The following is a 24,113-nucleotide window of genomic DNA, read 5'->3' on the forward strand; positions in this document are numbered from 1 at the left end:
GCAAAATATAACTTATAACACAATTAGGAGAAAAATAGATGCCAAATCCATACCAATCCCAAAAACAAACACAAGCAAGCCATATCATGACTTCTAACTTAAAACAACCACAGATAGATAAATTGAGTTTAGATAGGCTTCTAAGAAAATCACGGTCTAAAGAATATATGGATGCTATTCATCAACTAGATGCAGGAGGACATGTTCATAATAAAAAGGAAGTAAATGAAATTATTAATACAATTAAGTCAGAATTCCCAGATGTGGATATTAATGGAATTCTCCTAGGTTTTGTAGCAAAATGTTATTTAGGAGCACCTTATGAAGCGCACACCCTAGACTTAGTTGAAGAAATCATTGAGCATTATAAACGAGGAGAGACATTACCTGGTGGGCTCGATAAAGCCAAAAGCATTGCTTTACATGGAGGATATGATTTTATCGAAGTTTATACAGATTGTTGTCGAGCAATTAGCTCAAATGGTTCCGTATCAGTTATAAAAGATTAATTATGTATAGAACAGTAATATATGGCATACAGAGAATTTCATAAATAATTGGTAATTAACCTAAAAGGATACTATTAGGTAACAGGAAAAATTCATCTCGATGTTAAAACGACTACTGTATTATCTTTGTAATATAGTAAAATTATCAGGAATCGCTTGGAATAATTAATTTGTTTTTCTCTATATAACAAGAATTAGTGGCATGAAAGTATAGCTATATAGTAGGACACAAAATATCTATTACCAACGCGCTACTTAGCTAGTGGGGGGGCGACATTCGGCGGTTCCGCCTATTCTCTTTTATAACTAAGAATTTGAGAACCATTTTGTCTCAGATTCTTTTGTTAATGGTTATGGGCAAGCCAGGCGGAACACTTTTTCCCAAGCCAAAGAGCAAAGAGGAGATTGATGACGACGATGCCTGAGCCAACTAGTGAAAATAGGAAAAATTCACTAGTCGAAATCTGCCATAAATGCACAATGTCGATAATCAAATAAGCACTGACAGGAAAACAAAGGATCGAAGTGATCAGAGCAGGAATATACTTGCGAAGAAGGATTGATTGTCCGATATGGAGCAAGAGATGAAGTGCAAAGGCTACAAATCCCCCCAACCAAACTAATTCGAGCGCTCTAGATTGAGTAAAATACGCTAATAAAGTGATGGATAAGACAAGAATAAACTCTTCAAAAACAGCAAGGGCAAATCCCTCTGTTGTAATTCCTTTGTGAATCTTGAGAATAGCTGGAGCCTTTTGAGCCAGCAGGGTTTCGTTGAGATGAATCCAAGGGACAAGACCGATAATTTCTTCCATATCGTGAAAGATAAAAAGTAGAGGAAACATCCAAAGATAAAATGCCATAAATCTCTCCTGAAGGGCTATAAATCGCTAACCAATAAAGCAAAAAACGCCCAGTAAGGCGTTTTGAGGTAGGTGTGCTTATTTCACTTCTGTAAACACAACGTGTTTGCGAAGTTTTGGTGAGTATTTCTTCAATTGAAGACGGTCTGGAGTGTTACGTTTGTTTTTAGAAGTAAGGTACAAGCGTTCACCAGATTCTTTGTGTTCAAGTGTGATATTTACGCGCATGGTATCTCCCTTCTATTATTCAGCTGATGCAGCTTTAGCGATTTTACGTCCTTTGTAGTATCCTTTAAGTGATACGCGGTGAGAACGTGAGTAATCTCCAGTAGTTTCGTCAAAGTTTACAGATGGAGCTGTTACTTTGTAGTGTGTACGACGTTTGTTTTTCTTCGCTTTTGAAGTGCGACGTGCAGGTACTGCCATTTTGATTTCTCCTTTTAAGATATAATTCAGTTAGGTTTGATTTTCATCAACTTTAATAGTATATCAAAACTTTTTTGTAAAGTAAAGTTACTTGACAAAAAAAGATGAAAAAATTAGAAGTTGTTAATCGGAATTTTCTGAAAATTCAAGAATTTTATTCTGTTCTTCATGCGAAAATTGTGCTATAATAGTAAAAACTGAAATGGGAGGGATAAGATGACTGAATTAGATAAACGTCACCGCAGTAGCATTTATGATAGCATGGTTAAATCACCAAACCGTGCCATGCTGCGTGCGACCGGTATGACAGATAAGGACTTTGAAACACCGATTGTGGGAGTGATTTCGACTTGGGCGGAAAATACACCATGTAACATCCACTTGCATGATTTTGGGAAATTGGCGAAAGAAGGTGTCAAATCTGCAGGAGCTTGGCCGGTTCAGTTTGGGACCATTACCGTAGCGGACGGGATTGCCATGGGAACGCCTGGTATGCGTTTCTCTCTAACGTCTCGTGATATCATCGCAGACTCCATCGAAGCGGCGATGGGTGGTCACAACGTAGATGCCTTTGTAGCCATCGGTGGTTGTGACAAGAACATGCCTGGTTCCATGATTGCCATTGCTAATATGGATATTCCAGCTATTTTCGCTTATGGTGGTACCATTGCACCGGGAAATCTTGATGGCAAAGACATTGACTTGGTTTCTGTTTTTGAGGGTATCGGAAAATGGAACCACGGTGACATGACAGCTGAGGACGTGAAACGTCTTGAATGTAATGCCTGCCCGGGCCCTGGTGGCTGTGGTGGTATGTATACAGCTAATACCATGGCGACTGCTATCGAAGTTCTAGGTATGAGTTTGCCAGGATCTTCATCTCACCCAGCTGAATCAGCTGACAAGAAGGAAGATATCGAAGCAGCAGGACGAGCTGTTGTTAAGATGCTTGAGCTTGGTCTCAAACCATCAGATATCTTGACTCGTGAAGCCTTTGAAGATGCCATCACTGTAACGATGGCTCTCGGTGGTTCTACAAATGCTACTCTTCACTTGCTCGCTATTGCCCATGCGGCTAATGTTGACTTGTCACTTGGGGACTTCAATACGATCCAAGAGCGTGTGCCTCACTTGGCCGACTTGAAACCATCTGGTCAGTATGTCTTCCAAGACCTCTACGAAGTCGGTGGGGTCCCTGCGGTTATGAAATATCTCCTGGCAAATGGCTTCCTTCATGGCGACCGCATCACATGTACTGGTAAGACAGTTGCTGAGAACTTGGCTGACTTTGCAGACCTCACACCAGGTCAAAAAGTCATTATGCCACTTGAAAATCCAAAACGTGCAGACGGTCCGCTTATCATCTTGAACGGGAACCTTGCCCCTGATGGTGCGGTTGCTAAGGTATCAGGTGTTAAAGTGCGTCGTCACGTTGGACCAGCTAAGGTCTTTGACTCGGAAGAAGATGCTATTCAGGCTGTCTTGACAGACGAAATCGTTGATGGCGATGTTGTCGTTGTTCGTTTTGTTGGACCGAAGGGTGGTCCAGGTATGCCTGAGATGCTGTCCCTTTCATCCATGATTGTTGGTAAAGGTCAAGGAGACAAGGTTGCCCTCTTGACGGATGGCCGTTTCTCTGGTGGGACTTATGGTCTGGTTGTTGGACATATCGCTCCTGAAGCTCAGGATGGTGGACCGATTGCCTACCTTCGTACAGGCGATATCGTTACAGTTGACCAAGATACCAAAGAAATTTCCATGGCCGTATCCGAAGAAGAACTTGAAAAACGCAAGGCAGAAACAACCTTGCCACCACTATACAGCCGTGGTGTCCTTGGTAAATATGCCCATATCGTATCATCTGCTTCACGTGGAGCCGTGACAGACTTCTGGAATATGGACAAGTCAGGTAAAAAATAAACTCATACTCTTCGAAAATCTCTTCAAACCACGTCAACTTTATCTGCAACCTCAAAGCTGTGCTTTGAGCAACCTGCGGCTAGTTTTCTAGTTTGCCCTTCGATTTTCATTGAGTATCAAAAAGCAAGCCAACTTCGGCTTGCTTCTTTTCATCTTCAAAAAGTAATTTGCCTGCTTAACGAGGTGGTAGTCCAAGGGCAATGCGGCCGTAGCGACTGATTCGTGTAATCTTCCAGGCAGGCGACCAGGTAACTTCAACCTTGACCTCTTCGATACCCTCGATTTGTTTTAGACCTGCAACGATTTCGATAGGCAAGCTTTCGGCGCAATCGCAGGCAGTGTCGGTGAAAGTCATGACAATCTTGCAGAGACCTGTTTCGTCCAGATTGACTTCATAAATCAGCCCTAGATTGTACACATCCAATTCCACATCTGTATCAAAAACCTTCTCTAGTTTTTCGATAATTTGGTCTTGTAAGGCCAAAGCGCGGTCATTGATTTTGATATCGTCTCTCATAACAGTCCCTCCACGTGATAAATATCCTCTATTTTCTCATAATTCTGACAATTTGGCAAGTTTTTGATGAATTTTCTGAAAAGACTCTCTTGAGATCTTCTCCTCTCACTGTTTTAATCCCTTTATTTATGGTAAAATAAAACTATTAAGTTTAAAGAGGATTCCCTATGAAATTACAAAAACCAAAAGGAACACAGGATATTTTACCTGCTGAGTCTGCCAAGTGGCAGTACGTTGAGGGCTTTGCCCGTGAAATTTTTAGTCGCTACAATTATGCGGAAATTCGTACACCGATTTTTGAGCATTACGAGGTTATCAGTCGCTCTGTCGGAGATACAACGGATATCGTAACCAAGGAAATGTATGATTTCTATGACAAGGGTGATCGTCATATCACCCTCCGTCCAGAAGGAACTGCGCCCGTTGTCCGCTCTTATGTGGAAAATAAACTCTTCGCCCCAGAAGTGCAAAAGCCAAGTAAATTTTACTACATGGGCCCTATGTTCCGTTATGAGCGTCCACAAGCGGGGCGTTTGCGCCAGTTCCACCAGATTGGTGTTGAGTGCTTTGGTTCGAGCAATCCAGCTACCGATGTGGAAACCATCGCTATGGCAGCCCATTTCTTGAAAGAAATTGGCATTCAAGGAGTCAAATTGCACCTCAACACTCTTGGGAATCCTGAGAGTCGTGCGGCCTACCGTCAAGCCTTGATCGACTATTTGACACCGCTCAAGGAGACCTTGTCGAAGGATAGCCAACGTCGTTTGGAGGAAAATCCTCTCCGTGTCCTAGACTCTAAGGAGAAAGAAGACATGGTGGCAGTGGAGAATGCACCTTCTATCTTGGATTTCCTTGATGAAGAAAGCCAAGTCCATTTTAATGCTGTGCGTCAGATGTTGGAAAATCTAGGTGTAGACTATATCATCGATACCAATATGGTGCGTGGTCTGGACTACTACAACCACACCATTTTCGAGTTCATCACAGAGATTGAGGGGAATAGCTTGACGGTCTGTGCGGGCGGTCGTTATGACGGTTTGGTTGCTTACTTTGGTGGTCCTGAAACGGCTGGATTTGGTTTTGGACTTGGTGTTGAGCGCCTCCTACTCATCCTAGAAAAGCAAGGTGTGGTGCTTCCGATAGAAAATAGCCTTGATGTTTATATGGCAGTTTTGGGTGAAGGAGCAAATGTTAAGGCCTTGGAATTGGTACAAGTCCTTCGCCAGCAAGGTTTCAAAGCAGAACGTGATTACCTTAACCGCAAGCTTAAAGCTCAGTTCAAGTCAGCCGACGTTTTTGCAGCTAAGACCCTCATCACCCTAGGAGAGAGCGAAGTCGAAAGCGGACAAGTGACAGTCAAGAACAACCAAACTCGAGAGGAAGTGCAAGTGTCACTTGATGCTATCAGCCAAAACTTCTCAGAAATCTTTGAAAAATTAGGCTTTTAATAGTAGAAAAACTGGTCAGGATCTTATCCCTGACCTTTTTCTTTTGCAAAATGACAAAAATCATAAACTTTTTGACAAAAATACTTGTCAAAAAGAAAAAGATGTGTTACACTATAATCAAGTTAAGAGAAAAGGAGAAAGGAACGATTATGTGGGCATTAGGATTTGTACCTCTTGTGATTATGTATTATATCTACCATTCCCAAAAGGTCAAGAAACTGGAGAATAAAATCAAAAGAATTGAGCAAAAACAGAAAGGAAATAAAGAAATGTCAAGAATCTTAAAAGAATTGATTGGGAAAAAACCAACAATCGTTGGACAATTATTTGGCACAGACAACTGGGAAGTTGTGGATGTTGATGAGGAGTGGATCAAGCTACGTCGTGTTGATAAGAAGGGAAAAGAAAAATTCAAACTACAACGCATTGAGGATATCCAAACCGTTGAATTTGACGGAGAGTAGGTGTGTAACATGCAACTAAAAAATCGTCTAAAAGAGCTTAGAGCTCGCGATAGTCTCAATCAAACCGACCTAGCCAAGCTGGCAGGGGTTTCCAGACAGACCATTAGCCTATTAGAACGGGACGAATACACCCCGTCCGTTGTGATTGCCTTGAAAATATCTCAAATTTTCAACGAAACAGTCGAGTCGGTATTTCGTATAGAGGAGGACGAGTGATGAACAAGTATAAAGTGATTTATTATGTATCTATAGTTGTGTTTATCGTAAATCTTTTGGCTATGATTGGAAGCCTATTTGGTTGGTTTACAATTGTTGAAAGTAAATACCTCTTCTGGATTACCATAGTTTTACTATTAGTCTTTAGATGGGTAGAGAGAAAGATAAAGTTTAAAGAGATTGAAAAAGGAGAAAAGTCATGAGAGAGATTTTAGCAGGTTTTCAAGTCGATACTGAGCACAAAGAACTTTCGGGTGTTTGTGCAGGTTTAGGAAATTATTTTAACATTCAAGCCAATATCGTTCGTTTGGTGACAGTCTTGCTGTTTCTCTCTTCGACAGAGATTGGGATTATAACAGTAACTCTCTATGCCTATCTAGCAGGTTGGCTTGGCAATGAACCCTTGGGAGATGGAGCAAAAAAAGCTAGAAACCAAGCTATTCTCTTACTTGCTGTTTGTTTGATTTTGGTGTCACTTGGAACAGAAGGCTTGACAGCTATTTTTGAATCAGGTAAGGACTTTGGTCAATGGTTGGCTGGATTGGTTTAGAGGGGGATAAAAATGAAAAAGAAACGTGGATTATTATTATTTTTAGCAGCAGTTGTCTTTGGAGGTTTCTTGGGCAGTTTTGTAGGGATGTTTAAGGCACTTGCTGAATCTCACGGAATTATGTTAGATGTAAAAGTCTTGATACCATGGATATCAGCTATTTGTTTAGTGTTAGGTTTCATTAGCATTCTTTTGACATTCAATTTCTTAAAGAAAAGCAGAACATTTCATTCCTTGTATCAAGAGGAAATGGATGATGATCTGAATGAAACCTATTATGTACAAATGCATCGTAATCTCGAGTTTGGAACTATTGCTTTTAATAGTGCAGGCGTAGCGATTTTTTTGGCTCTTTTCATCTCAGGTAGTGAAGTCATTGTACTAAATATCAGCTATATAACCTTATCTCTTTCTTTTTTGGCATTAGTAATGATTTTCAGTGCTCAAAAATATCTCTATAAGACCATTGCGATCGTTCGTCAGTTTGATTTGGAATTCTTCTCTACACCAAAGGATGTCTTGGACTACATAAATTCCTATGATGAAGGGGAGCGTCAGGTTAATTTGGAACAAAGTTTTCGAATTTTATTCCAATTAAATCAGTATGTCTTGCCAGGTCTCTATTTTTTGATTGCTATCTTTTCTTTATTGACAGGAGAGATTCAGTTACTAGCCTTCTTGCTTGTAGGAGCAATCCATATTTATATCAATGTGATGCAATTACCTATGGTAAAACGTTATTTCAAATAGGAGTCTTTTATGAAACTACTTAAAAATCTTGGCTGGTTTCTTCTAGCTGTTTTATCCTTTTTCTTTGGCTATGGTCTGGTTCAGAGTATGGCTTTATCAGCGCTTGACCTAGGGGCTTCAATCTTTGGAGTTTTGCCACTCTATATCGCCCTGTCAGGGGCCTATGTTTATGGAGTTTACAGATGGTATCAGACAGAAAAGGTTAGCATCCAGACAACGGCTTTTAATCGTTATATTTGGTTGCCAACCCTGGTTTTGCTAATGGCGATTACAGCTCAGTACTATTTGCCAGATGATCCGTCGGTCAATCAACAAATCGTATCTCAACTGACAGTCGCACAGCCTGTCTTTGGTTTCTTTATGGTGGTAGTCTTTGCTCCTCTGACGGAAGAACTCATCTTTAGAGGGATGCTGGCGCGTTATCTCTTTCCTAAGCAGAACAACAGCAAACAGACAGCTCTCTTTCTCCTCGTATCAAGTGTGCTTTTTGCCTTGATTCATTTTCCAGGGACTTTGCAACAGTTTTTAGTTTATGCCAGTCTGGGATTGAGTTTGGGTCTGGCTTATGTGAGCCGAAAAGGTCTTATTTATAGCATTTCTCTCCACGCTTTGAATAATTTAATCGGCTTTTTGATGATACTCATGCTATAATAGAGTCAGGAGGTCACATGAAACGAGTAATTTTATTAGCAGTGATACAGGCGGTCGTTCTCTTCTTTATCATCGGGGCACTTGCCTATGCCTTTAAAGGCGATTTCTTTTACAACTATCTAGCAGTTGTCTTTGCGCCTATTGCAGGTGTCTTGCGTTTTGCTTCGGCTTATGCGACGGAAATTGTTCTACCTAAAAAGGCAGCTGAGATTGCTGAAAAGCGTAAAGCAGGCAAAACTTCAAAATAAAAGAGTCCGGTGAAGTTCATCGGATTTTTTGTCTGTTCGTTTTGATTTCTAAAGACAATCAAACTTTTCTGCTGATTTTCATGAAGAGCCTGTGCTTTTATGGTAAAATAGTAACAGAATAAAAGAGGAGAGAAGAAATGAAACGTAGTATGTATGCTGGTCGTGTTCGTGAGGAACACATCGGACAAGAAATGACCTTGAAAGGATGGGTTGGCCGTCGTCGTGACTTGGGTGGCTTGATTTTTATCGACCTTCGTGACCGTGAAGGGATCATGCAGTTGGTTATTAACCCTGAAAAAGTATCTGCAGAGGTCATGGCAACAGCTGAAAGCCTTCGTAGCGAATTTGTTATCGAGGTGACTGGTCAAGTCGTTGCGCGTGAGCAAGCCAATGATAAGTTGCCAACGGGTGCGGTTGAGTTGAACGTTACAGCTTTGACAGTGCTGAATACAGCTAAAACAACACCTTTTGAGATTAAAGATGGGATTGAGGCCAATGACGATACACGTTTGCGTTACCGTTATCTTGACCTTCGTCGTCCAGAAATGCTAGAAAACCTTAAGCTTCGTGCCAAGGTGACCCACTCTATCCGTAACTACTTGGATGAGTTGGAGTTTATCGATGTGGAGACGCCATTCCTTTCTAAATCAACGCCAGAAGGGGCGCGTGACTATTTGGTGCCATCTCGTGTCAATAAAGGGCATTTCTACGCTCTTCCTCAAAGTCCACAAATCACTAAGCAACTCTTGATGAATGCTGGTTTTGACCGCTATTACCAAATCGTTAAATGTTTCCGTGACGAGGACTTGCGTGGTGACCGTCAGCCTGAGTTTACTCAGGTCGACTTAGAAACGTCTTTCCTTACGGAGCAAGAGATCCAAGACATCACAGAAGGCTTGATTGCGCGCGTGATGAAAGAAACCAAAGGCATTAACGTGACGCTTCCATTCCCTCGTATGAAGTATGATGACGCGATGTCTCTCTATGGTTCTGACAAACCTGATACTCGTTTTGATATGTTGCTTCAGGACTTGACAGAAGTGGTCAAGGGTGTTGATTTTAAAGTCTTCTCAGAAGCACCTGCTGTAAAAGCCATTGTGGTCAAAGGAGCTGCAGATAACTACTCACGTAAAGACATCGACAAGATGACCGAAGTAGCCAAACAGTACGGTGCTAAAGGTCTTGCTTGGGTCAAGGTAGTTGATGGAGAATTAAACGGACCAGTTGCCAAGTTCTTGACTGGTATCCAAGCAGACTTGACTGCAGCACTTGGGCTTGAAGATAAGGATTTGGTTCTATTTGTGGCGGATACGCTTGAGGTAGCCAATGCAACACTTGGTGCCCTTCGTGGCCGTATTGCCAAAGAGCTTGGCTTGATTGATAACGATAAATTCAACTTCCTTTGGGTAGTTGACTGGCCAATGTTTGAATGGTCTGAAGAAGAAGGCCGCTACATGAGTGCCCACCATCCATTTACCCTTCCACAGGAAGAAACAGCTCACGAATTAGAAGGTGATTTGGCTAAGGTTCGTGCCATTGCTTACGATATCGTCTTGAACGGTTATGAGCTTGGTGGTGGTAGCCTTCGTATCAACCAAAAAGAACTTCAAGAACGCATGTTCAAGGCTCTTGGTTTTTCAGCTGAAGAAGCAAATGACCAGTTTGGCTTCCTTCTTGAAGCCATGGACTATGGTTTCCCACCACACGGTGGCTTGGCTATCGGTCTTGACCGTTTTGTGATGCTCTTAGCAGGAGAAGAAAATATTCGGGAAGTCATTGCCTTTCCTAAAAACAATAAGGCAACCGACCCAATGACACAAGCTCCATCAACAGTCGCTCTCAAACAACTAGAGGAACTCAGCTTACAAGTAGAAGAAGATGAAACAAGCAAAACGAATTAAGCGGTGGCGCTATTATCTGCGCCGCTTTGCTTATCAGATAAAAATTTTACGTGTCTTACAAAGCATCTCTCGAGAGAAGTATGATGAGAAAGTATCGGCTTCTCTGGTTTATGGCTTTTTGTCAGCAGTAGCAGTCAATTTCTTTTTTCAACCAGGACACGTTTACTCCAGTGGTGCGACGGGTCTGGCACAGATTATCTCTGCCTTGAGTAATCACTGGTTTGGGTTTTACATTCCGATATCGCTAACCTTTTATGCCATCAATTTTCCGTTGATGATTTTGGCTTGGTATCAGATTGGGCATAAGTTTACAATCTTTACCTTCATCACAGTATCCATGAGTTCCCTCTTTATCCAGATTGTACCAGTTGTGACCTTGACAGAGGATCCCATCATCAATGCTCTTTTTGGGGGTGTTGTCATGGGCTTGGGGATTGGTTTTGCGCTCCGTAACAATATTTCTAGTGGAGGTACAGATATCGTCAGTCTCACCATTCGAAAGAAGACAGGGAGAAATGTCGGTAGTATTTCTTTCTTAGTGAATGGGACCATCATGCTGATAGCAGGTTTGACTTTTGGTTGGAAATACGCCCTCTATTCTATGATTACCATCTTTGTCTCTAGTCGTGTGACAGATGCGGTCTTTACCAAGCAAAAACGCATGCAGGCCATGATTGTGACCAATAATCCTGACAAGGTAATCGCAAAAATCCATAAAAAATTGCACCGCGGAGCAACCATGATCCACGATGCAGAAGGAACCTATAATCATGAGAGAAAAGCAGTCTTGATTACGGTTATCACACGAGCAGAGTTTAATGATTTTAAACACATCATGAAACAGGTCGATCCGACAGCCTTTGTCTCTGTATCCGAAAATGTCCACATTCTCGGACGATTCGTAGAAACAGACAATTAATAATACTCAAAAGACCAGCCTTGGAGCTGGTCTTTATTTTTCGATAATTTTGTGGGCAATCAACTGGCGGTAACAGATTTGTCTGTTGTTTTTTGCGTCATTGATGATCTGTAAAATCGTTTCAAATGATGTCCGCCCAAGTTCCAGACTATTGATATCCACATAAGCTACAAGATCAAGTCGAGGATTGACAGAGTCGAAACTCAAGACAGGAACCTTTAGCTGATGCTTACTGATGTAGTCACAAACCCCTTCAGCAAGGAGACTGTCGGTTGTTATGATAGCATCAATCTCTGGCTCATGCTTAAAGAGACGTTTACTAAATTGATACCCCTTTTCTTCCAAAAATTCAGTCGCAAAATAGGTCAAGCTACTATCAATAGGAAGTTGGTGTTGCTTGAGAGCTTGCTCATAGCCTTTTAGACGGTCTTGAGTTACAAAAAGCTTCTTAGTTCCTCCTATAAAGGCAATGCGCTTGTAGTCTTTTTTAATAAAATACTCTGTCGCATCAAAACCTGCTTGTACATTGTCATTGTCAACCAGTGGTATAAAAGGGGATAGAGATTTCCCGAGGATAAGAAAAGGAAACTGTTCCTCTGCCACGAGTTTAACTAGCGGATCTTCTTCTTGTGCATAGAGGAAAATCAAGCCGTCAACTCGTTTACCATAGACCATCTGTGAGATGGTATTTAGGCGCTCGTTCTCATTTTTTCCTGTTGCGATCTGAATCGCATAGTGGTTTTCAGATGCTACTTGAGCAATACCGCGAAGGACAGATGGGAAGAAAGGATTTTGATAGAAGGCATCCGAGTCGTCAGGAAGAACCAAGCCAATGACCTGAGTATAGCTACTTACCAAGCTACGAGCATTGAGATTAGGATGGTAGTTAAGCTCCTTCATCGCCTTGCGAACTCGTTTTTTGGTTTCATCACTAATCGTTGATTTATTTTGAATGACGCGGGTTACAGTGGAAGGTGATACCCCTGCAGCCTTGGCCACATCTTTGATGGTAGCGGGCATAAAAAATCTCCTAGTTATGGTAGTTTGGATCACGAAAATGAGTTTTATAAAAGATAGTGACCAGATAAAGAACAAAAAGAATGTTTTGTACAGTGATAAGGGTTGCCATATTCTGGCCAAAAAGTCCCAAAATAAGCGTGATCAGAGTGGGCAATCCTAAACAGTTCAAGATAAAATGGTAGCACTCTTTAAAGGTCCTAAATGAAAAGAGGCGTGATCTTTTGGTGATATAAAGGAGAAGACTAGCTCCAAGAGAGACAATGAAGAAATTCAATCCAAAGAGGAAGCTTGCACCAAGAACGAGAAAGAGACTGATATAGACCCGATTTTGTTGGTACCAGTCTTTAGAAATGGCCTGGGTTAGATCTTCCTTGCTCTGGAAACTATCCGTTTGAATCGCGTGGTAGCGAATGCGAGTCAATTCCTTACTTTCCTTACTAATGACGAGTTCTTCCGTATCAAAATGAAGTTGCAAGTCCTTTGGCAATTCTTTGTTTTGGCTTGGGCCAATCAAAAGAGAAGGCTGCTGATTCCTAGTGCCTAAGTAGTTCAGCTTTCCATCAACGATTTGTGCATTCTCTGACAAGTCCATGATGGCTTCATCTGTCAGTGGAGTGTAGACATTATCGATAAAAGTATCCAGTGGATACGTTTTCTGTGAGCTGTTTTGAATGGCAATGGGAACCATAGACAAACTGATGAGGAAAATGCTCGTAAAGAGAAGCTGAAACCAGTTGAGGCCGAAACGTTTTGATAGGGGCTTACGAAATCCCCAGATACTAGAGAAATATGAGAATGGATATGGAAGCATAGGCATCTTTCTAAAAGTGTTTTCTATATGAGTATTATATAGAGAAATGTACTTTATTTCAAGTCTAGTAGATAAATTGCTTTTTGAAAAGCGGATTTTGCTACTATTTATGGTCTTGTGTCTAATCTTTCAACTTTACAAGCAAGATTCAAAATGAAAAAGGGTGGCGGGGATAAATTATCCCTTGTCGCCACCACTTGTAAGTCCTGAAACAAAGTTCTTTTGTAAGAAGAAGAAGAGTGTACAGATTGGAAGAGCGATGAGGATAGCACCTGCTGAGAAGTAGGCAATCTTCAAGTTCTTCGCATTGTTTACGAAGGTTTGGAGACCAACGGCAACTGTAAAGTATTCTTTCTCACGAAGCAAGAAACTAGAGAGGATATAGTCTCCGAAAGGTCCCATGAAGGCCCAGAGGGCTTGTACCGCAACCATTGGGCGAACAAGAGGGAGAACGATTTGCCAGAAGCGGCGGAAGTGTCCTGCACCATCAAGTTTTGCTGATTCATCAAGAGACATTGGTACGGTATCAAAGTAACCTTTCATCAACCAAGCGTTCATAGGGATACCACCACCGACATAGAGGAAGATGAGGAACCAGCTATGGTTAAGGGCGTTCAACATAAGTGCCATAACGAAGAAGGCAGTCAAAGCAGCCATGGTTGGCACCATTTGGATAATCAAGAAGAAGACCAAACTTTGTTTACGAGCCAAGAAGTTGTATCGGCTGTAGGCATAACCAGCAAGTACGATGATGCTTGTTTGGACAGCCATTGTAATCAAGGCAATAATCAGGGTATTGAGATACCAAGTGCCGTACAAGGTTTCAGTAAAGAGTCCTTTAAAGTTATCAAAACTAAAATCGACGTTACCATCTAGTTTAAAGGCTACGACGTTACCTGACTTGAAGGCTGACATAATCGTAATCAAAAGCGGATAGATAATGACGATTGATAAGCCAATCAAGTAGAGGTAAGTGAGGGTTTGAGTCAGTCTACGTTTGAGTTTGATTGAGTTATTCATCTTAGACGTCCTCCATATCAAATGCGTGTAGTTTCTTGAATGCGATCATAGAGATAGAGATGACAATGATGGAGATAATCAAGGTAACAGCTGCGGCCATAGAGTATTGTGGGGCTGTACCAGTTGTCAAACGGTAAATCCATGAAATCAAGATATCAGTTGAACCGGCTCCACCACCAACGCTACCAGGTCCTCCACCATTGAAGAGGTACATGATAGAGAAGTTGTTAAAGTTGAAGGTGTATTGGCTAATCAATGTTGGAGCTGCAACAGCCAAGATCATTGGGAAAGTGATGTTGCGGAATTTTTGCCAAGCATTGGCACCATCAATGTAAGCCGCTTCGTAGAGGTCGTTAGGAATAGACTGCAAGATACCCAAGGTTAAAACGTAGATGTATGGGAATCCAAGCCAACCTTGCATCATAATCAAGGCAATCTTGGTCCAAGTCGGATCGGTTTTCCAAGGGATAAGAGCTCCATCTAGGAAAGGAAGGACCTTAGACAAAAGAGGCAAGACTTGGGTGTTGATAGCACCAACACTATCATTAAACATGTTTGAGAATGTCAAGATAGTGATGAAGGCTGGAACTGCCCAAGGGAGAAGGAAAATAACACCGAAGATACGTTTTCCTTTGATAAATGGTTGGTTGGCAATGATTGCTGTAAAGATACCAATGACAATCTGCAAAGTAGAAGCAGATAAGGCCCAGATAATGGTCCAAGAAAGAACAGAACCAAAGGCTGAACGGAAGGTACTCAAGCTCCAGATGTTAGTGAAGTTCGTCAAACCAACCCAGTCCAACAATTTGTTTGGTGGCAAGTGTTGGAAGTCATAGTTGGTAAAGGCAATCATCAAGGTTACGATAACAGGAAAGATAATCGCAAAGGTCATCGCTACATACGATGGGATAATCAAAAGGTATGGGAATCCATTCTCATAAATGCCCTTAAGCATATCCTTGAAGGTATAAGCTACAGGAATACCATTGTTGATACGTTTAGCAGTCGTATGTGCGTCCTTGATATTAAAGATATAAAAGAGCAAGTAAACGACAACAAAGATAGAATGGAAAGCACCGCGAATCAGCATGAACAGTGAATTATCACGGCCAGGTTTGTCACCAAGGGTGACTAAATTGCTCAATTCAGGGCTTGCAAGTGTTAGAAAATACAGAACAAATAGAACAGTAATGCCAAGGAAAATAAATCCTTTAGCTTTTTGTTTGTTATAGATTTGTCCTAAACCAGGAATGATTGACAGCAAGGCTGCTTTGCGAGGCTGTTGTTTTTCCATGATTACTCCTTTCATAGGATGCGAGTTTAAACTCGGATTCAATCGTAAGATACGTACATCTGATAAGAAGCATATCTATAAATTCAAAGGGGGATTTTGCTTCCACCCCCCTTGAACAATTCAATTAGTTACCAAATTTTTGTTGGATTGTTTCCTTGATCAATGTTACAGCATCGTTAGCAGCTGTTTTCGCATCTTTCTTACCACTTACAGCATCAAAGAGCATAGTTTTCGCTGGATCCCAAACTGTTGACATTTGTGAGATGTTTGGCATTGGTTGAGCGTTCTTGAACTGTTTGATAACAGCTGTAGTCAACTCATCGTTTTTGCCTTCAGCATAAGTACGAGCCTCAGTGTTAGCTGGGATTTCGTTGGTTGCATCGTAGAATGCTTTTTGTTGTTCAGTTGAAACTAGGAAGTCTACAAATTTTTGAGCGCCTTCAAGGTTCTTAGTGCTTGATGGGATAATCCACGCTTTACCACCACCGAATGCTGCGTAATCTTTACCGTTTGGAAGAGTTGGGATAGTCGCAACACCGTAGTTTACTTTAGCATCTTTAAAGGATTGAGCTTTCCAAGGACCATCGATGATAGCAGCTGTTTTGCCTTCTTGGAATTGAGTTTGGATCAAGTTACCAGCACCTTCAGTATCTTGCATCCCTTTAGGCCATTTTTCGTACCAAGATTTAGCGTATTCGATACCTTTGATTGCTCCGTCGTTTGCAAGACCGATATCTTTAGGATCTTTACCATTTTGACCGAATACATAACCACCATTACCAGCAAGGAGTCCGTATGCATAGTAGAAGTTTGTCCAGTCAGCTAGGAAGGCAGTAGTTTTGCCATCTTCACCAGCGAAAGCATATTTGCTGTCTTTTGCGAGATTTTCCAAGTCGCCAAAAGTCTTAGGAGCTTCGCTGATTAAGTCCTTATTATAGTACATCACCAACGACTCGATAACAGCAGGTGCGCCATAAACTTTACCATCAGCTGTGGTTACAAGAGATTTAGTAGTATCATCTGTTTTCGCACCATCACTAAGAGTTACTTCTGAAAGTTGTCCGTCAGTACCAAGGCTACCTACACGGTCGTATGGAGCCATCATAACATCAGGGGCTTTACCAGATTGGTTGTCAAGTGAAAGGTTATCAAGACCACCCATTTGGTCTCCTGTTTTGATAGTAACTTTTACGCCAGATTCTTTTTCGTAAGCTTTTGCAGCTGATTCAGCGAAGGCTTTATATTGGTCTTCAACGTAGAAAGTGATTTCTTGTGCTTCTGAAGAGCTAGTATCAGCTGCTTTGTCAGCAGATTTGCTTCCGCAAGCTACCAAGAGCAAGCTAGCGAGAGTAGCAGTTCCGAGCACAGCAGCGCTCTTCATGAATTTAGATGACATAGTGTATTCCTCCTAAAGAATAACAATATAATTTATTTAGAAAACGCAAACGTTTTCTTTTATGAGCCTAGTATAGCACAAACAGAAAACGGTTGCAAGCTTTTTTAAAAAGTTTTTTAAAAAAAATTTTAAGGTTTCAAACATTTGTTAAAGCCTTTATATAGGAAAGAACTTAAAATGTTTGTTTCTCTTGAACGGGAAATATATTAGGGAAACGATTGCGTGAATTTTATAAATTTTAGATAAAATACTTTGAGCTACAAGTGGGAAATTATCTTAACTTACAATTTCTTGCTGAAAGCTTGCGATTTTTTCAAAAAAAAAATAGAGAAATTCATTCTCGAGAGTGGGAACAAAGAAATTAAAAAAAGTATAAAAACGCTTGCATTTGTTTTTGAAATACGCTATACTTAATTTGACGCAAACGTTTGCGCCTAGGTTTGCGCAACGTTTCATAACAAAATATTCGAGGTGCTATTATGAAAAAACGTCAGAGTGGTGTGTTGATGCACATCTCTTCCCTGCCAGGAGCATACGGGATTGGATCATTTGGCCAAACTGCATATGACTTCGTTGATTTCTTGGTTCGTACCAAGCAACGTTACTGGCAAATTCTTCCCTTGGGAACGACGAGTTATGGAGATTCTCCATACCAATCATTCTCGGCCTTTGCTGGAAATACGCATTTTATCGATTTTGATATCTTGATAGAGCATGGCTTGCTCGAAGCTAGTGACCTTGAAGGTATTGACTTTGGTAGCGATGCATCTGAAGTTGACTATGCGAAGATCTATTACGCTCGTCGTCCGCTTTTAGAAAAGGCTGTGCAACGTTTCTTAGAACTTGGGGATGTGAAGTCTTTTGAAACATTCGCTAAAGAAAATGAATCTTGGCTTGAACTCTTCGCAGAATATATGGCGATCAAAGAGCATTTTGACAATCTTGCTTGGACAGAATGGCCAGATGCAGATGCTCGTGTTCGTAAAGCTTCAGCACTTGAAAGCTACCGTGAGAAATTGGCAGACAAGTTGGTTTACCACCGTGTGACTCAATACTTCTTCTTCCAACAATGGTTGAAATTGAAAGCCTACGCTAACGATAACCATATCGAAATCGTTGGGGATATGCCTATCTACGTTGCGGAAGATTCAAGCGATATGTGGGCTAATCCTCATCTTTTCAAAACGGATGAAAATGGCAAAGCGACTCACATCGCAGGATGCCCACCAGATGAGTTTTCTGCAGACGGCCAACTTTGGGGGAACCCAATCTATGACTGGGAAGCTATGGACAAAGATGGTTACAAATGGTGGATTGAACGCTTGCGCGAAAGCTTCAAGATCTACGATATCGTTCGTATCGACCACTTCCGCGGTTTCGAATCTTACTGGGAAATTCCTGCTGGTTCCGATACAGCAGCAACAGGTAAATGGGTGAAAGGACCTGATTACAAGCTTTTTGCGGCGGTTAAAGAAGAACTTGGTGACTTGAATATCATCGCAGAAGACCTCGGTTTCATGACGAATGAAGTCATCGAAATGCGTGAGCGTACAGGATTCCCAGGTATGAAGGTTCTTCAATTTGCCTTCAATCCAGAACATGAAAGCATTGATAGTCCACATTTGGCACTTACGAACTCTGTTATGTACACAGGAACACACGATAACAATACAGTCCTTGGTTGGTATCGTAATGAGATCGATGATCCGACCCGTGAGTACATGGCGCGCTACACCAATCGCAAAGAGTATGAAACAGTGCCACATGCAATGCTTCGTACTGTCTTTTCATCAGTCAGCTTCATGGCTATTGCAACCATGCAAGACTTGCTAGAACTAGATGAGTCAGCGCGGATGAACTTACCATCGACTCTAGGTGGCAACTGGTCATGGCGCATGACAGCAGACCAGCTCACACCAGCTGTTGAAGAAACTTTGCTAGACTTGACAACAATTTATCGCCGAATCAACGAAAATTTGGTAGAATTAAAGAAATAAGACAATATCAGGAGACACACAACCATGTTACCATTAAACGAATTTGTACAAAAGCGTTACAATAAAACCATTGCAGAATGTAGCAATGAAGAACTTTACCTTGCTCTTCTTAACTACAGCAAGTTTGCTAGCAGTCAAAAGCCAGTCAACACTGGTAAGAAAAAAGTTTACTATATCTCAGCTGAGTTCTTAATCGGTAAACTCTTGTCAAACAACTTGATCAACCTTGGTCTTTATGACGATGTGAAAAAAGAATTGGCTGATGCTGGTAAAGACTTGATTGAAGTTGAAGAAGTAGAATTGGAACCATCACTCGGTAACGGTGGATTGGGACGTTTGGCGGCCTGCTTTATTGACTCTATTGCAACTCTTGGTTTGAATGGTGACGGCGTTGGTCTGAACTACCATTTCGGTCTTTTCCAACAAGTTCTTAAAAACAACCAACAAGAAACGATTCCTAACGCTTGGTTGACTGAGCAAAACTGGTTGGTACGCTCAAGCCGTAGCTACCAAGTGCCGTTTGCGCACTTCACATTGACATCTACTCTTTACGATATCGATGTACCTGGTTACAAGACAGCTACTAAAAACCGCTTGCGTTTGTTTGACTTGGATTCAGTTGATTCTTCTATCATCGAAGATGGTATCAACTTTGACAAGACAGATATCGCTCGCAATTTGACTCTTTTCCTTTACCCAGACGACAGCGACAAGCAAGGTGAATTGCTCCGTATCTTCCAACAATACTTCATGGTTTCAAACGGTGCGCAACTCATCATCGACGAAGCAATCGAAAAAGGAAGCAACTTGCATGACCTTGCGGACTACGCAGTTGTACAAATCAACGATACTCACCCATCCATGGTGATTCCTGAATTAATCCGTCTTTTGACTGCGCGTGGTATCGAGCTTGATGAAGCAATCTCAATCGTACGTAGCATGACTGCCTACACTAACCACACAATTCTTGCTGAAGCCCTTGAAAAATGGCCGCTTGACTTCTTGCAAGAAGTGGTTCCTCACTTGGTACCAATCATCGAAGAATTGGACCGTCGTGTGAAGGCAGAATACAGCGATCCAGCTGTTCAGATCATCGACGAGCATGGGCGTGTCCACATGGCCCACATGGATATCCACTATGGATATAGCGTCAACGGGGTAGCGGCACTCCATACTGAGATTTTGAAAAACTCAGAGTTGAAAGCCTTCTACGACCTTTACCCAGAAAAATTCAACAACAAAACAAACGGTATCACTTTCCGTCGTTGGCTTATGCATGCCAATCCAAGCTTGTCTCACTACTTGGACGAGATTCTTGGTCGCGATTGGCACCATGAAGCAGATGAACTTGAACAGCTCTTGTCTTACGAAGATAAAGCTGCTGTCAAAGAAAAATTGGAAAGCATCAAGGCTCACAACAAACGGAAATTGGCTCGTCACTTGAAAGAACACCAAGGTGTGGAAATCAATACAAACTCTATCTTTGATATCCAAATCAAACGTCTTCACGAGTACAAACGCCAACAAATGAACGCTTTGTATGTCATCCACAAATACCTTGATATCAAGGCTGGTAACATCCCTGCTCGTCCAATCACAGTCTTCTTTGGTGGTAAAGCAGCACCTGCCTACACAATTGCTCAAGACATCATTCACTTGGTCCTTTGTTTATCAGAAGTGATTGCAAACGACCCAGCAGTAGCTCCACACTTACAAGTTGTAATGGTTGAAAACTACAACGTTACTGCCGCAAGCTTCCTCATCCCAGCATGTGACATCTCAGAACAAATCTCACTTGCTTCTAAAGAAGCTTCAGGTACTGGTAACATGAAATTCATGTTGAACGGAGCTTTGACTCTTGGTACTATGGACGGAGCTAACGTAGAAATCGCTGAATTGGTTGGCGACGAAAACATCTACATCTTCGGTGAAGATTCGGAAACCGTCATTGACCTGTATGCAAAAGCAGCTTACAAGTCAAGCGAATTCTACGAACGAGATGCCATCAAGCCTCTAGTAGACTTTATCGTCAGTGACGAAGTCCGTGCGGTTGGAAATGATGAACGCCTTGGTCGTCTACACAATGAACTGATCCACAAAGACTGGTTCATGACTCTTCTTGACTTGGAAGACTACATCAAGGTGAAAGAACAAATGCTTGCAGACTACGAAGACCGTGACGCATGGTTGGATAAAGTCATCGTTAACATTTCTAAAGCAGGATTCTTCTCATCTGACCGTACAATCGCTCAGTATAACGAAGATATCTGGCACTTGAACTAATACTCTTCGAAAATCTCTTCAAACCACGTCAGCGTTGCCTTGCCGTATGTATGGTTACTGACTTCGTCAGTTCTATCTACAACCTCAAAGCAGTGCTTTGAGCAACCTGCGGCTAGCTTCCTAGTTTGCTCTTTGATTTTCATTGAGTATAAGATACAAATTTATACTAATACATTTTCCTATAAAGCGAGTTTCGATTGAAATTCGCTTTTTTTGAAAGCTGTGGATTTGGGTCAATCTTGTCTTAAAAAGATAGAAATCATAGATACAGTTAAGGCTTAGAAATACTGCTTTTTACTCTCTTTCAACCTCATGCTTCTTCTTAGTTGATTACCTCACATCTCTTGTATTCGCTTACATAAAGTATTATAATATGATTGTAGGAAAGAAGGTGTTTTTATGTGGAAAAAATATTTTTCAAAATATAGATGGACTGATTTATTTTGGATTGTATTTGTTATTTTGACATGCCTCTTGACGGGTAATAATACTCTTTTTCCACTTACCCATCAAGAAATCTCTTTTCATGGATGTTGTTATGGGGCATCACTTGCCTCATTTCACTTGCTATTTATTGATAAATTTGTCATTTCGAATCGAAAATAAAGATTAGAGCCTAGAATTATTAAATTTTCACTCTCTTCAGATAGATAGTTTAAAAATTGCAATTTAAAACCGCATATCTTCTTGAAATGCGGTTTCTTTTTATGTGCCAATTACAGTGCTTTCCCAAGCAAAATCTCTGCTTCAATGGTAATCTCTGTCAGTTGGCTCCAGTCAATCTTGGTTTGATCAACGTGAAAGAGTAAGGGTGTCATGGCAAGCAGGGCTTGGCGTTGCTCAGCTGTGATGGGTTTTGTTAAGGAAGCAATCTGACTTGATTGGATGCTGAAATGTTTCTGGAAATGTTCTTTGATATCTTGATTAGAATAGTCCTTCTTTGTCAGCTGGTCCTGCACCATTTGACGGATTTCTGTGAGGTGATTTTCAGTTGGGATGACCTTAATCAAGATACCATCTTTGGATAGAACGCGGAGAAATTCTCCATAGTTGGCAGGGGAAAAGATATCAAGCAGGATATCCATGCTAGCGTCGTTTATAGGAAGACGAGCCAGGTCACCAACAAACCAGTTGACCGCCCAGTTGGGTTCGCTCTTGGCAGCGATTTGAATGGAATCTTTTGAAATATCAAAGGCGTAGAAAGTCTTGTCAGAGTGTCTTTCTTGGAGTTTGCGAGAGTAGAAGCCTTCGCCACAACCGATATCTAAGACTGTTTTTTCGGATGGATTGGTTGTTAGTAAGTCCGAGATACCTTCTAAAATAGCCTGATAAAAACCAGCTTCAAGGATTTGTTGTCGGTTTTGGAAGTTTTCCTTGTCGTAGTTGGCAGATTGCTTGATTTGAGGTGCTAAATTGACATAGCCGAATTTTGCCAAGTCAAAAGAATGGCGGTTACTACACTTGAGGCTAGACTCTACCAAGGTCAGGTTTTCTTGGCAGATAGGGCAGGCAAAGGCACTAGTAGCAGCAAAGCGCTGGAGTTTGGGTTTGAGGTTTGTATTCATAGTTTTAGTCTAGCAAAAAAAGGACTGGATGGCAAATGCCTCCAGTCTGCTTTCTTAGTATGTAAGAACGAAGTATTTCTTCTTTCCGCGGCGGATAACAGTTAGTTCGTTTTCTAACTTATCTGCATCACTCAAGACATAGTCAAGGTCTTGGATGCGGTCGCCATTGATGTAGATAGCTCCGTTTTGGACGTCTTCACGTGCTTGTCGTTTTGAGTTAACCACACCAGATGACACGAGGAGTTCCACGATATTGTGGTTTTCGTCTGCTTGTACTTGGTAGTTTGGCACTCCACGAAGTCCTTGTTTGAGTTCTTTAACAGAAAGGTTTTTGATGTTTCCGGCAAAGAGTTGCTCTGTGATATTGAGGGCTTCCTTGTAGGCTTCTTCGCCGTGAACAAGTGTCACGACTTCACGAGCCAAGACTTTTTGAGCCAAGCGTTCGTGTGGAGCTACTTCAAACTGTTTGCGGATGTCTTCAATCTCATCAAGTGACAAGAAGGTAAAGATCTTCAAGAAGCGAACAGCGTCAGCATCCATGACGTTCATCCAGAATTGGTACATTTCGTATGGAGAAGTCTTTTCAGGATTGAGCCAGACTGCGTTTCCTTCTGATTTACCAAATTTCTTACCAGTTGCATCTGTAATGAGTGGCACTGTGATAACGTGACCAGTCTTGTCAGCCTTCCGACGAAGCAATTCGGTACCAGCGGTCATATTGCCCCACTGATCAGAACCACCGATTTGTAGCGTTACGTTGTGCTCTTGGTTAAGGACGTAGAAGTCATACCCTTGCATGATTTGGTAAGCGAACTCAGTGTAAGAAATCCCTGTTTCAATCCGTTTCTTCACAGACTCCTTGCTCATCATGTAGTTGACAGTGAAGTATTTTCCGATATCACGGAGGAAGTCAATGAAGCTGATGCTGCCAAACCAGTCGTAGTTGTTGACCATGACAGCTTTATTTTCACCATTTTCAAAGTCAAGAAAGCGAGAAAGTTGTCCTTGGATAGACTTGACCCAGCCCTCTACTGTGTCTTTTGTTTGGAGACTACGCTCAGCATCTTTGAAGGACGGATCTCCAATGAGACCTGTAGCACCGCCAACGAGCGCATAAGGTTTGTGACCTGCTAGTTGCAAACGACGACTTGTCAAGATTGCGACAAGGTGGCCTAGGTGAAGGCTGTCAGCAGTTGGATCGTAGCCGGTATAATAAGAAACTTGACCTTCTTCTAGGGCTTTGCGCAACGCTTCTTCATCAGTCGTTTGAAAAATCAAACCACGCTCTTTTAGCTCATCAAAAATGTGCATGTGTCTTTTCTCCTTTATAAAATATTGTTTCTAC

General features: G+C 41.6%; 26 protein-coding genes. 15 read left to right on the forward strand and 11 right to left on the reverse strand.

The window, feature by feature from the left end; all coding sequences use genetic code 11:
- Window positions 1-38 precede the first annotated feature (38 nt).
- Entirely contained in the window at window positions 39-509 is a 471-nt protein-coding gene (locus SORDD15_RS09060; RefSeq protein ID WP_061416548.1) for a hypothetical protein, read from the forward strand.
- Window positions 510-853: 344 nt separating this feature from the next.
- Here the strand turns inward: SORDD15_RS09060 and SORDD15_RS09065 are convergent, their stop codons facing one another.
- From SORDD15_RS09065 to rpmF, 3 genes are all read right to left on the reverse strand, one after another.
- Window positions 854-1,372 (reverse strand): HXXEE domain-containing protein, encoded by a 519-nt coding sequence (locus tag SORDD15_RS09065; protein WP_061416550.1) that lies wholly within the window; start codon window positions 1,370-1,372, stop codon window positions 854-856.
- A gap of 78 nt (window positions 1,373-1,450) precedes the next feature.
- The gene (gene rpmG, locus SORDD15_RS09070; protein WP_001265622.1) at window positions 1,451-1,600 is read right to left on the reverse strand and encodes a 50S ribosomal protein L33; all 150 of its coding nucleotides are present in this window, start codon (window positions 1,598-1,600) and stop codon (window positions 1,451-1,453) included.
- Window positions 1,601-1,615: 15 nt separating this feature from the next.
- Entirely contained in the window at window positions 1,616-1,798 is a 183-nt protein-coding gene (gene rpmF / locus SORDD15_RS09075; RefSeq protein WP_000290417.1) for a 50S ribosomal protein L32, read from the reverse strand.
- Window positions 1,799-2,014: 216 nt separating this feature from the next.
- Here rpmF and ilvD point away from each other — a divergent pair, with 216 nt between their 5' ends.
- A complete protein-coding gene (ilvD, locus tag SORDD15_RS09080) occupies window positions 2,015-3,718 on the forward strand; it encodes a dihydroxy-acid dehydratase (protein ID WP_061416552.1) in 1,704 nt (567 codons plus the stop codon).
- 175 nt (window positions 3,719-3,893) lie between these two features.
- On the opposite strand, the gene SORDD15_RS09085 is transcribed toward ilvD, so the two are convergent.
- Window positions 3,894-4,235: a metal-sulfur cluster assembly factor gene (locus tag SORDD15_RS09085; protein ID WP_061416554.1), complete on the reverse strand. Its 342-nt coding sequence runs from the start codon at window positions 4,233-4,235 to the stop codon at window positions 3,894-3,896.
- A 167-nt stretch (window positions 4,236-4,402) separates the two neighbouring features.
- Here SORDD15_RS09085 and hisS point away from each other — a divergent pair, with 167 nt between their 5' ends.
- The 10 genes from hisS (at window position 4,403) to SORDD15_RS09135 (ending at window position 11,382) form a co-directional block, all read left to right on the forward strand.
- Window positions 4,403-5,683: a histidine--tRNA ligase gene (gene hisS, locus SORDD15_RS09090; protein WP_061416556.1), complete on the forward strand. Its 1,281-nt coding sequence runs from the start codon at window positions 4,403-4,405 to the stop codon at window positions 5,681-5,683.
- Window positions 5,683-6,147: a hypothetical protein gene (locus tag SORDD15_RS09095; RefSeq protein ID WP_061416558.1), complete on the forward strand. Its 465-nt coding sequence runs from the start codon at window positions 5,683-5,685 to the stop codon at window positions 6,145-6,147. Before hisS ends, SORDD15_RS09095 begins: the two co-directional genes overlap by 1 nt.
- A gap of 9 nt (window positions 6,148-6,156) precedes the next feature.
- On the forward strand, window positions 6,157-6,363 hold the full coding sequence (locus tag SORDD15_RS09100; protein ID WP_061416560.1) for a helix-turn-helix transcriptional regulator: 207 nt from the start codon (window positions 6,157-6,159) through the stop codon (window positions 6,361-6,363).
- Window positions 6,363-6,566 (forward strand): hypothetical protein, encoded by a 204-nt coding sequence (locus SORDD15_RS09105; RefSeq protein ID WP_061416561.1) that lies wholly within the window; start codon window positions 6,363-6,365, stop codon window positions 6,564-6,566. The genes SORDD15_RS09100 and SORDD15_RS09105 overlap by 1 nt, the downstream gene beginning before the upstream one ends.
- Window positions 6,563-6,913: a PspC domain-containing protein gene (locus tag SORDD15_RS09110; protein ID WP_061416563.1), complete on the forward strand. Its 351-nt coding sequence runs from the start codon at window positions 6,563-6,565 to the stop codon at window positions 6,911-6,913. The genes SORDD15_RS09105 and SORDD15_RS09110 overlap by 4 nt, the downstream gene beginning before the upstream one ends.
- Window positions 6,914-6,925: 12 nt before the next feature.
- Window positions 6,926-7,663 carry a DUF3169 family protein gene (locus SORDD15_RS09115; RefSeq protein ID WP_061416565.1) on the forward strand — a complete coding sequence of 246 codons (738 nt, stop codon included), beginning with the start codon at window positions 6,926-6,928 and terminating at the stop codon, window positions 7,661-7,663.
- Window positions 7,664-7,672: 9 nt separating this feature from the next.
- Window positions 7,673-8,314 (forward strand): CPBP family intramembrane glutamic endopeptidase, encoded by a 642-nt coding sequence (locus tag SORDD15_RS09120; protein WP_061416567.1) that lies wholly within the window; start codon window positions 7,673-7,675, stop codon window positions 8,312-8,314.
- Window positions 8,315-8,331: 17 nt separating this feature from the next.
- Window positions 8,332-8,562, forward strand: coding sequence for a hypothetical protein (locus SORDD15_RS09125; protein ID WP_061416569.1), 231 nt, complete (start codon window positions 8,332-8,334; stop codon window positions 8,560-8,562).
- Window positions 8,563-8,699: 137 nt separating this feature from the next.
- Window positions 8,700-10,463 carry an aspartate--tRNA ligase gene (gene aspS, locus SORDD15_RS09130; protein WP_061416571.1) on the forward strand — a complete coding sequence of 588 codons (1,764 nt, stop codon included), beginning with the start codon at window positions 8,700-8,702 and terminating at the stop codon, window positions 10,461-10,463.
- Window positions 10,441-11,382: a YitT family protein gene (locus SORDD15_RS09135; protein WP_061416573.1), complete on the forward strand. Its 942-nt coding sequence runs from the start codon at window positions 10,441-10,443 to the stop codon at window positions 11,380-11,382. The genes aspS and SORDD15_RS09135 overlap by 23 nt, the downstream gene beginning before the upstream one ends.
- A 33-nt stretch (window positions 11,383-11,415) precedes the next feature.
- Here SORDD15_RS09135 and SORDD15_RS09140 read toward each other — a convergent pair whose 3' ends face one another.
- From SORDD15_RS09140 to SORDD15_RS09160, 5 genes are all read right to left on the reverse strand, one after another.
- A complete protein-coding gene (locus tag SORDD15_RS09140) occupies window positions 11,416-12,402 on the reverse strand; it encodes a LacI family DNA-binding transcriptional regulator (protein ID WP_061416575.1) in 987 nt (328 codons plus the stop codon).
- A gap of 10 nt (window positions 12,403-12,412) precedes the next feature.
- Window positions 12,413-13,213 carry a DUF1189 domain-containing protein gene (locus SORDD15_RS09145; RefSeq protein WP_061416577.1) on the reverse strand — a complete coding sequence of 267 codons (801 nt, stop codon included), beginning with the start codon at window positions 13,211-13,213 and terminating at the stop codon, window positions 12,413-12,415.
- Window positions 13,214-13,390: 177 nt separating this feature from the next.
- Entirely contained in the window at window positions 13,391-14,233 is an 843-nt protein-coding gene (locus SORDD15_RS09150; RefSeq protein ID WP_001065650.1) for a sugar ABC transporter permease, read from the reverse strand.
- A 1-nt stretch (window position 14,234) separates the two neighbouring features.
- Entirely contained in the window at window positions 14,235-15,527 is a 1,293-nt protein-coding gene (locus tag SORDD15_RS09155; protein WP_061416580.1) for a sugar ABC transporter permease, read from the reverse strand.
- A 124-nt stretch (window positions 15,528-15,651) separates the two neighbouring features.
- The gene (locus tag SORDD15_RS09160; RefSeq protein ID WP_061416582.1) at window positions 15,652-16,923 is read right to left on the reverse strand and encodes an extracellular solute-binding protein; all 1,272 of its coding nucleotides are present in this window, start codon (window positions 16,921-16,923) and stop codon (window positions 15,652-15,654) included.
- A gap of 479 nt (window positions 16,924-17,402) precedes the next feature.
- Between SORDD15_RS09160 and malQ the strand changes: the two genes are divergently transcribed.
- The 3 genes from malQ to SORDD15_RS10590 all read left to right on the forward strand — a co-directional run bounded on the left by malQ (window position 17,403) and on the right by SORDD15_RS10590 (window position 21,809).
- Complete coding sequence (gene malQ, locus SORDD15_RS09165) at window positions 17,403-18,920, forward strand: 4-alpha-glucanotransferase (RefSeq protein WP_061416584.1); 1,518 nt, start codon at window positions 17,403-17,405, stop codon at window positions 18,918-18,920.
- 24 nt (window positions 18,921-18,944) lie between these two features.
- Window positions 18,945-21,203, forward strand: a complete 2,259-nt coding sequence (gene glgP, locus SORDD15_RS09170; RefSeq protein WP_061416586.1) for a glycogen/starch/alpha-glucan family phosphorylase — start codon at window positions 18,945-18,947, stop codon at window positions 21,201-21,203.
- A gap of 399 nt (window positions 21,204-21,602) precedes the next feature.
- Entirely contained in the window at window positions 21,603-21,809 is a 207-nt protein-coding gene (locus tag SORDD15_RS10590; protein ID WP_061416587.1) for a hypothetical protein, read from the forward strand.
- Window positions 21,810-21,919: 110 nt separating this feature from the next.
- Here SORDD15_RS10590 and SORDD15_RS09185 read toward each other — a convergent pair whose 3' ends face one another.
- On the reverse strand, window positions 21,920-22,768 hold the full coding sequence (locus SORDD15_RS09185) for a putative RNA methyltransferase (protein ID WP_061416590.1): 849 nt from the start codon (window positions 22,766-22,768) through the stop codon (window positions 21,920-21,922).
- A 54-nt stretch (window positions 22,769-22,822) separates the two neighbouring features.
- On the reverse strand, window positions 22,823-24,079 hold the full coding sequence (tyrS, locus tag SORDD15_RS09190; RefSeq protein WP_061416591.1) for a tyrosine--tRNA ligase: 1,257 nt from the start codon (window positions 24,077-24,079) through the stop codon (window positions 22,823-22,825).
- Between the last annotated feature and the right edge of the window lie 34 nt (window positions 24,080-24,113).

The sequence above is a fragment of the Streptococcus oralis genome (assembly GCF_001578935.1).
Taxonomy (GTDB): domain Bacteria; phylum Bacillota; class Bacilli; order Lactobacillales; family Streptococcaceae; genus Streptococcus; species Streptococcus oralis_R.

What these genes read in the sequence shown, in the direction of transcription:
- SORDD15_RS09060 (WP_061416548.1), top strand. Translation starts at nt 39, where the DNA reads ATGCCAAATCCATACCAATCCCAAAAACAAACACAAGCAAGCCATATC.
- SORDD15_RS09065 (WP_061416550.1), bottom strand. Translation starts at nt 1,372, where the DNA reads ATGGCATTTTATCTTTGGATGTTTCCTCTACTTTTTATCTTTCACGAT.
- rpmG (WP_001265622.1), bottom strand. Translation starts at nt 1,600, where the DNA reads ATGCGCGTAAATATCACACTTGAACACAAAGAATCTGGTGAACGCTTG.
- rpmF (WP_000290417.1), bottom strand. Translation starts at nt 1,798, where the DNA reads ATGGCAGTACCTGCACGTCGCACTTCAAAAGCGAAGAAAAACAAACGT.
- ilvD (WP_061416552.1), top strand. Translation starts at nt 2,015, where the DNA reads ATGACTGAATTAGATAAACGTCACCGCAGTAGCATTTATGATAGCATG.
- SORDD15_RS09085 (WP_061416554.1), bottom strand. Translation starts at nt 4,235, where the DNA reads ATGAGAGACGATATCAAAATCAATGACCGCGCTTTGGCCTTACAAGAC.
- hisS (WP_061416556.1), top strand. Translation starts at nt 4,403, where the DNA reads ATGAAATTACAAAAACCAAAAGGAACACAGGATATTTTACCTGCTGAG.
- SORDD15_RS09100 (WP_061416560.1), top strand. Translation starts at nt 6,157, where the DNA reads ATGCAACTAAAAAATCGTCTAAAAGAGCTTAGAGCTCGCGATAGTCTC.
- SORDD15_RS09105 (WP_061416561.1), top strand. Translation starts at nt 6,363, where the DNA reads ATGAACAAGTATAAAGTGATTTATTATGTATCTATAGTTGTGTTTATC.
- SORDD15_RS09110 (WP_061416563.1), top strand. Translation starts at nt 6,563, where the DNA reads ATGAGAGAGATTTTAGCAGGTTTTCAAGTCGATACTGAGCACAAAGAA.
- SORDD15_RS09115 (WP_061416565.1), top strand. Translation starts at nt 6,926, where the DNA reads ATGAAAAAGAAACGTGGATTATTATTATTTTTAGCAGCAGTTGTCTTT.
- SORDD15_RS09120 (WP_061416567.1), top strand. Translation starts at nt 7,673, where the DNA reads ATGAAACTACTTAAAAATCTTGGCTGGTTTCTTCTAGCTGTTTTATCC.
- SORDD15_RS09125 (WP_061416569.1), top strand. Translation starts at nt 8,332, where the DNA reads ATGAAACGAGTAATTTTATTAGCAGTGATACAGGCGGTCGTTCTCTTC.
- aspS (WP_061416571.1), top strand. Translation starts at nt 8,700, where the DNA reads ATGAAACGTAGTATGTATGCTGGTCGTGTTCGTGAGGAACACATCGGA.
- SORDD15_RS09135 (WP_061416573.1), top strand. Translation starts at nt 10,441, where the DNA reads ATGAAACAAGCAAAACGAATTAAGCGGTGGCGCTATTATCTGCGCCGC.
- SORDD15_RS09140 (WP_061416575.1), bottom strand. Translation starts at nt 12,402, where the DNA reads ATGCCCGCTACCATCAAAGATGTGGCCAAGGCTGCAGGGGTATCACCT.
- SORDD15_RS09145 (WP_061416577.1), bottom strand. Translation starts at nt 13,213, where the DNA reads ATGCTTCCATATCCATTCTCATATTTCTCTAGTATCTGGGGATTTCGT.
- SORDD15_RS09150 (WP_001065650.1), bottom strand. Translation starts at nt 14,233, where the DNA reads ATGAATAACTCAATCAAACTCAAACGTAGACTGACTCAAACCCTCACT.
- SORDD15_RS09155 (WP_061416580.1), bottom strand. Translation starts at nt 15,527, where the DNA reads ATGGAAAAACAACAGCCTCGCAAAGCAGCCTTGCTGTCAATCATTCCT.
- SORDD15_RS09160 (WP_061416582.1), bottom strand. Translation starts at nt 16,923, where the DNA reads ATGTCATCTAAATTCATGAAGAGCGCTGCTGTGCTCGGAACTGCTACT.
- malQ (WP_061416584.1), top strand. Translation starts at nt 17,403, where the DNA reads ATGAAAAAACGTCAGAGTGGTGTGTTGATGCACATCTCTTCCCTGCCA.
- glgP (WP_061416586.1), top strand. Translation starts at nt 18,945, where the DNA reads ATGTTACCATTAAACGAATTTGTACAAAAGCGTTACAATAAAACCATT.
- SORDD15_RS10590 (WP_061416587.1), top strand. Translation starts at nt 21,603, where the DNA reads ATGTGGAAAAAATATTTTTCAAAATATAGATGGACTGATTTATTTTGG.
- SORDD15_RS09185 (WP_061416590.1), bottom strand. Translation starts at nt 22,768, where the DNA reads ATGAATACAAACCTCAAACCCAAACTCCAGCGCTTTGCTGCTACTAGT.
- tyrS (WP_061416591.1), bottom strand. Translation starts at nt 24,079, where the DNA reads ATGCACATTTTTGATGAGCTAAAAGAGCGTGGTTTGATTTTTCAAACG.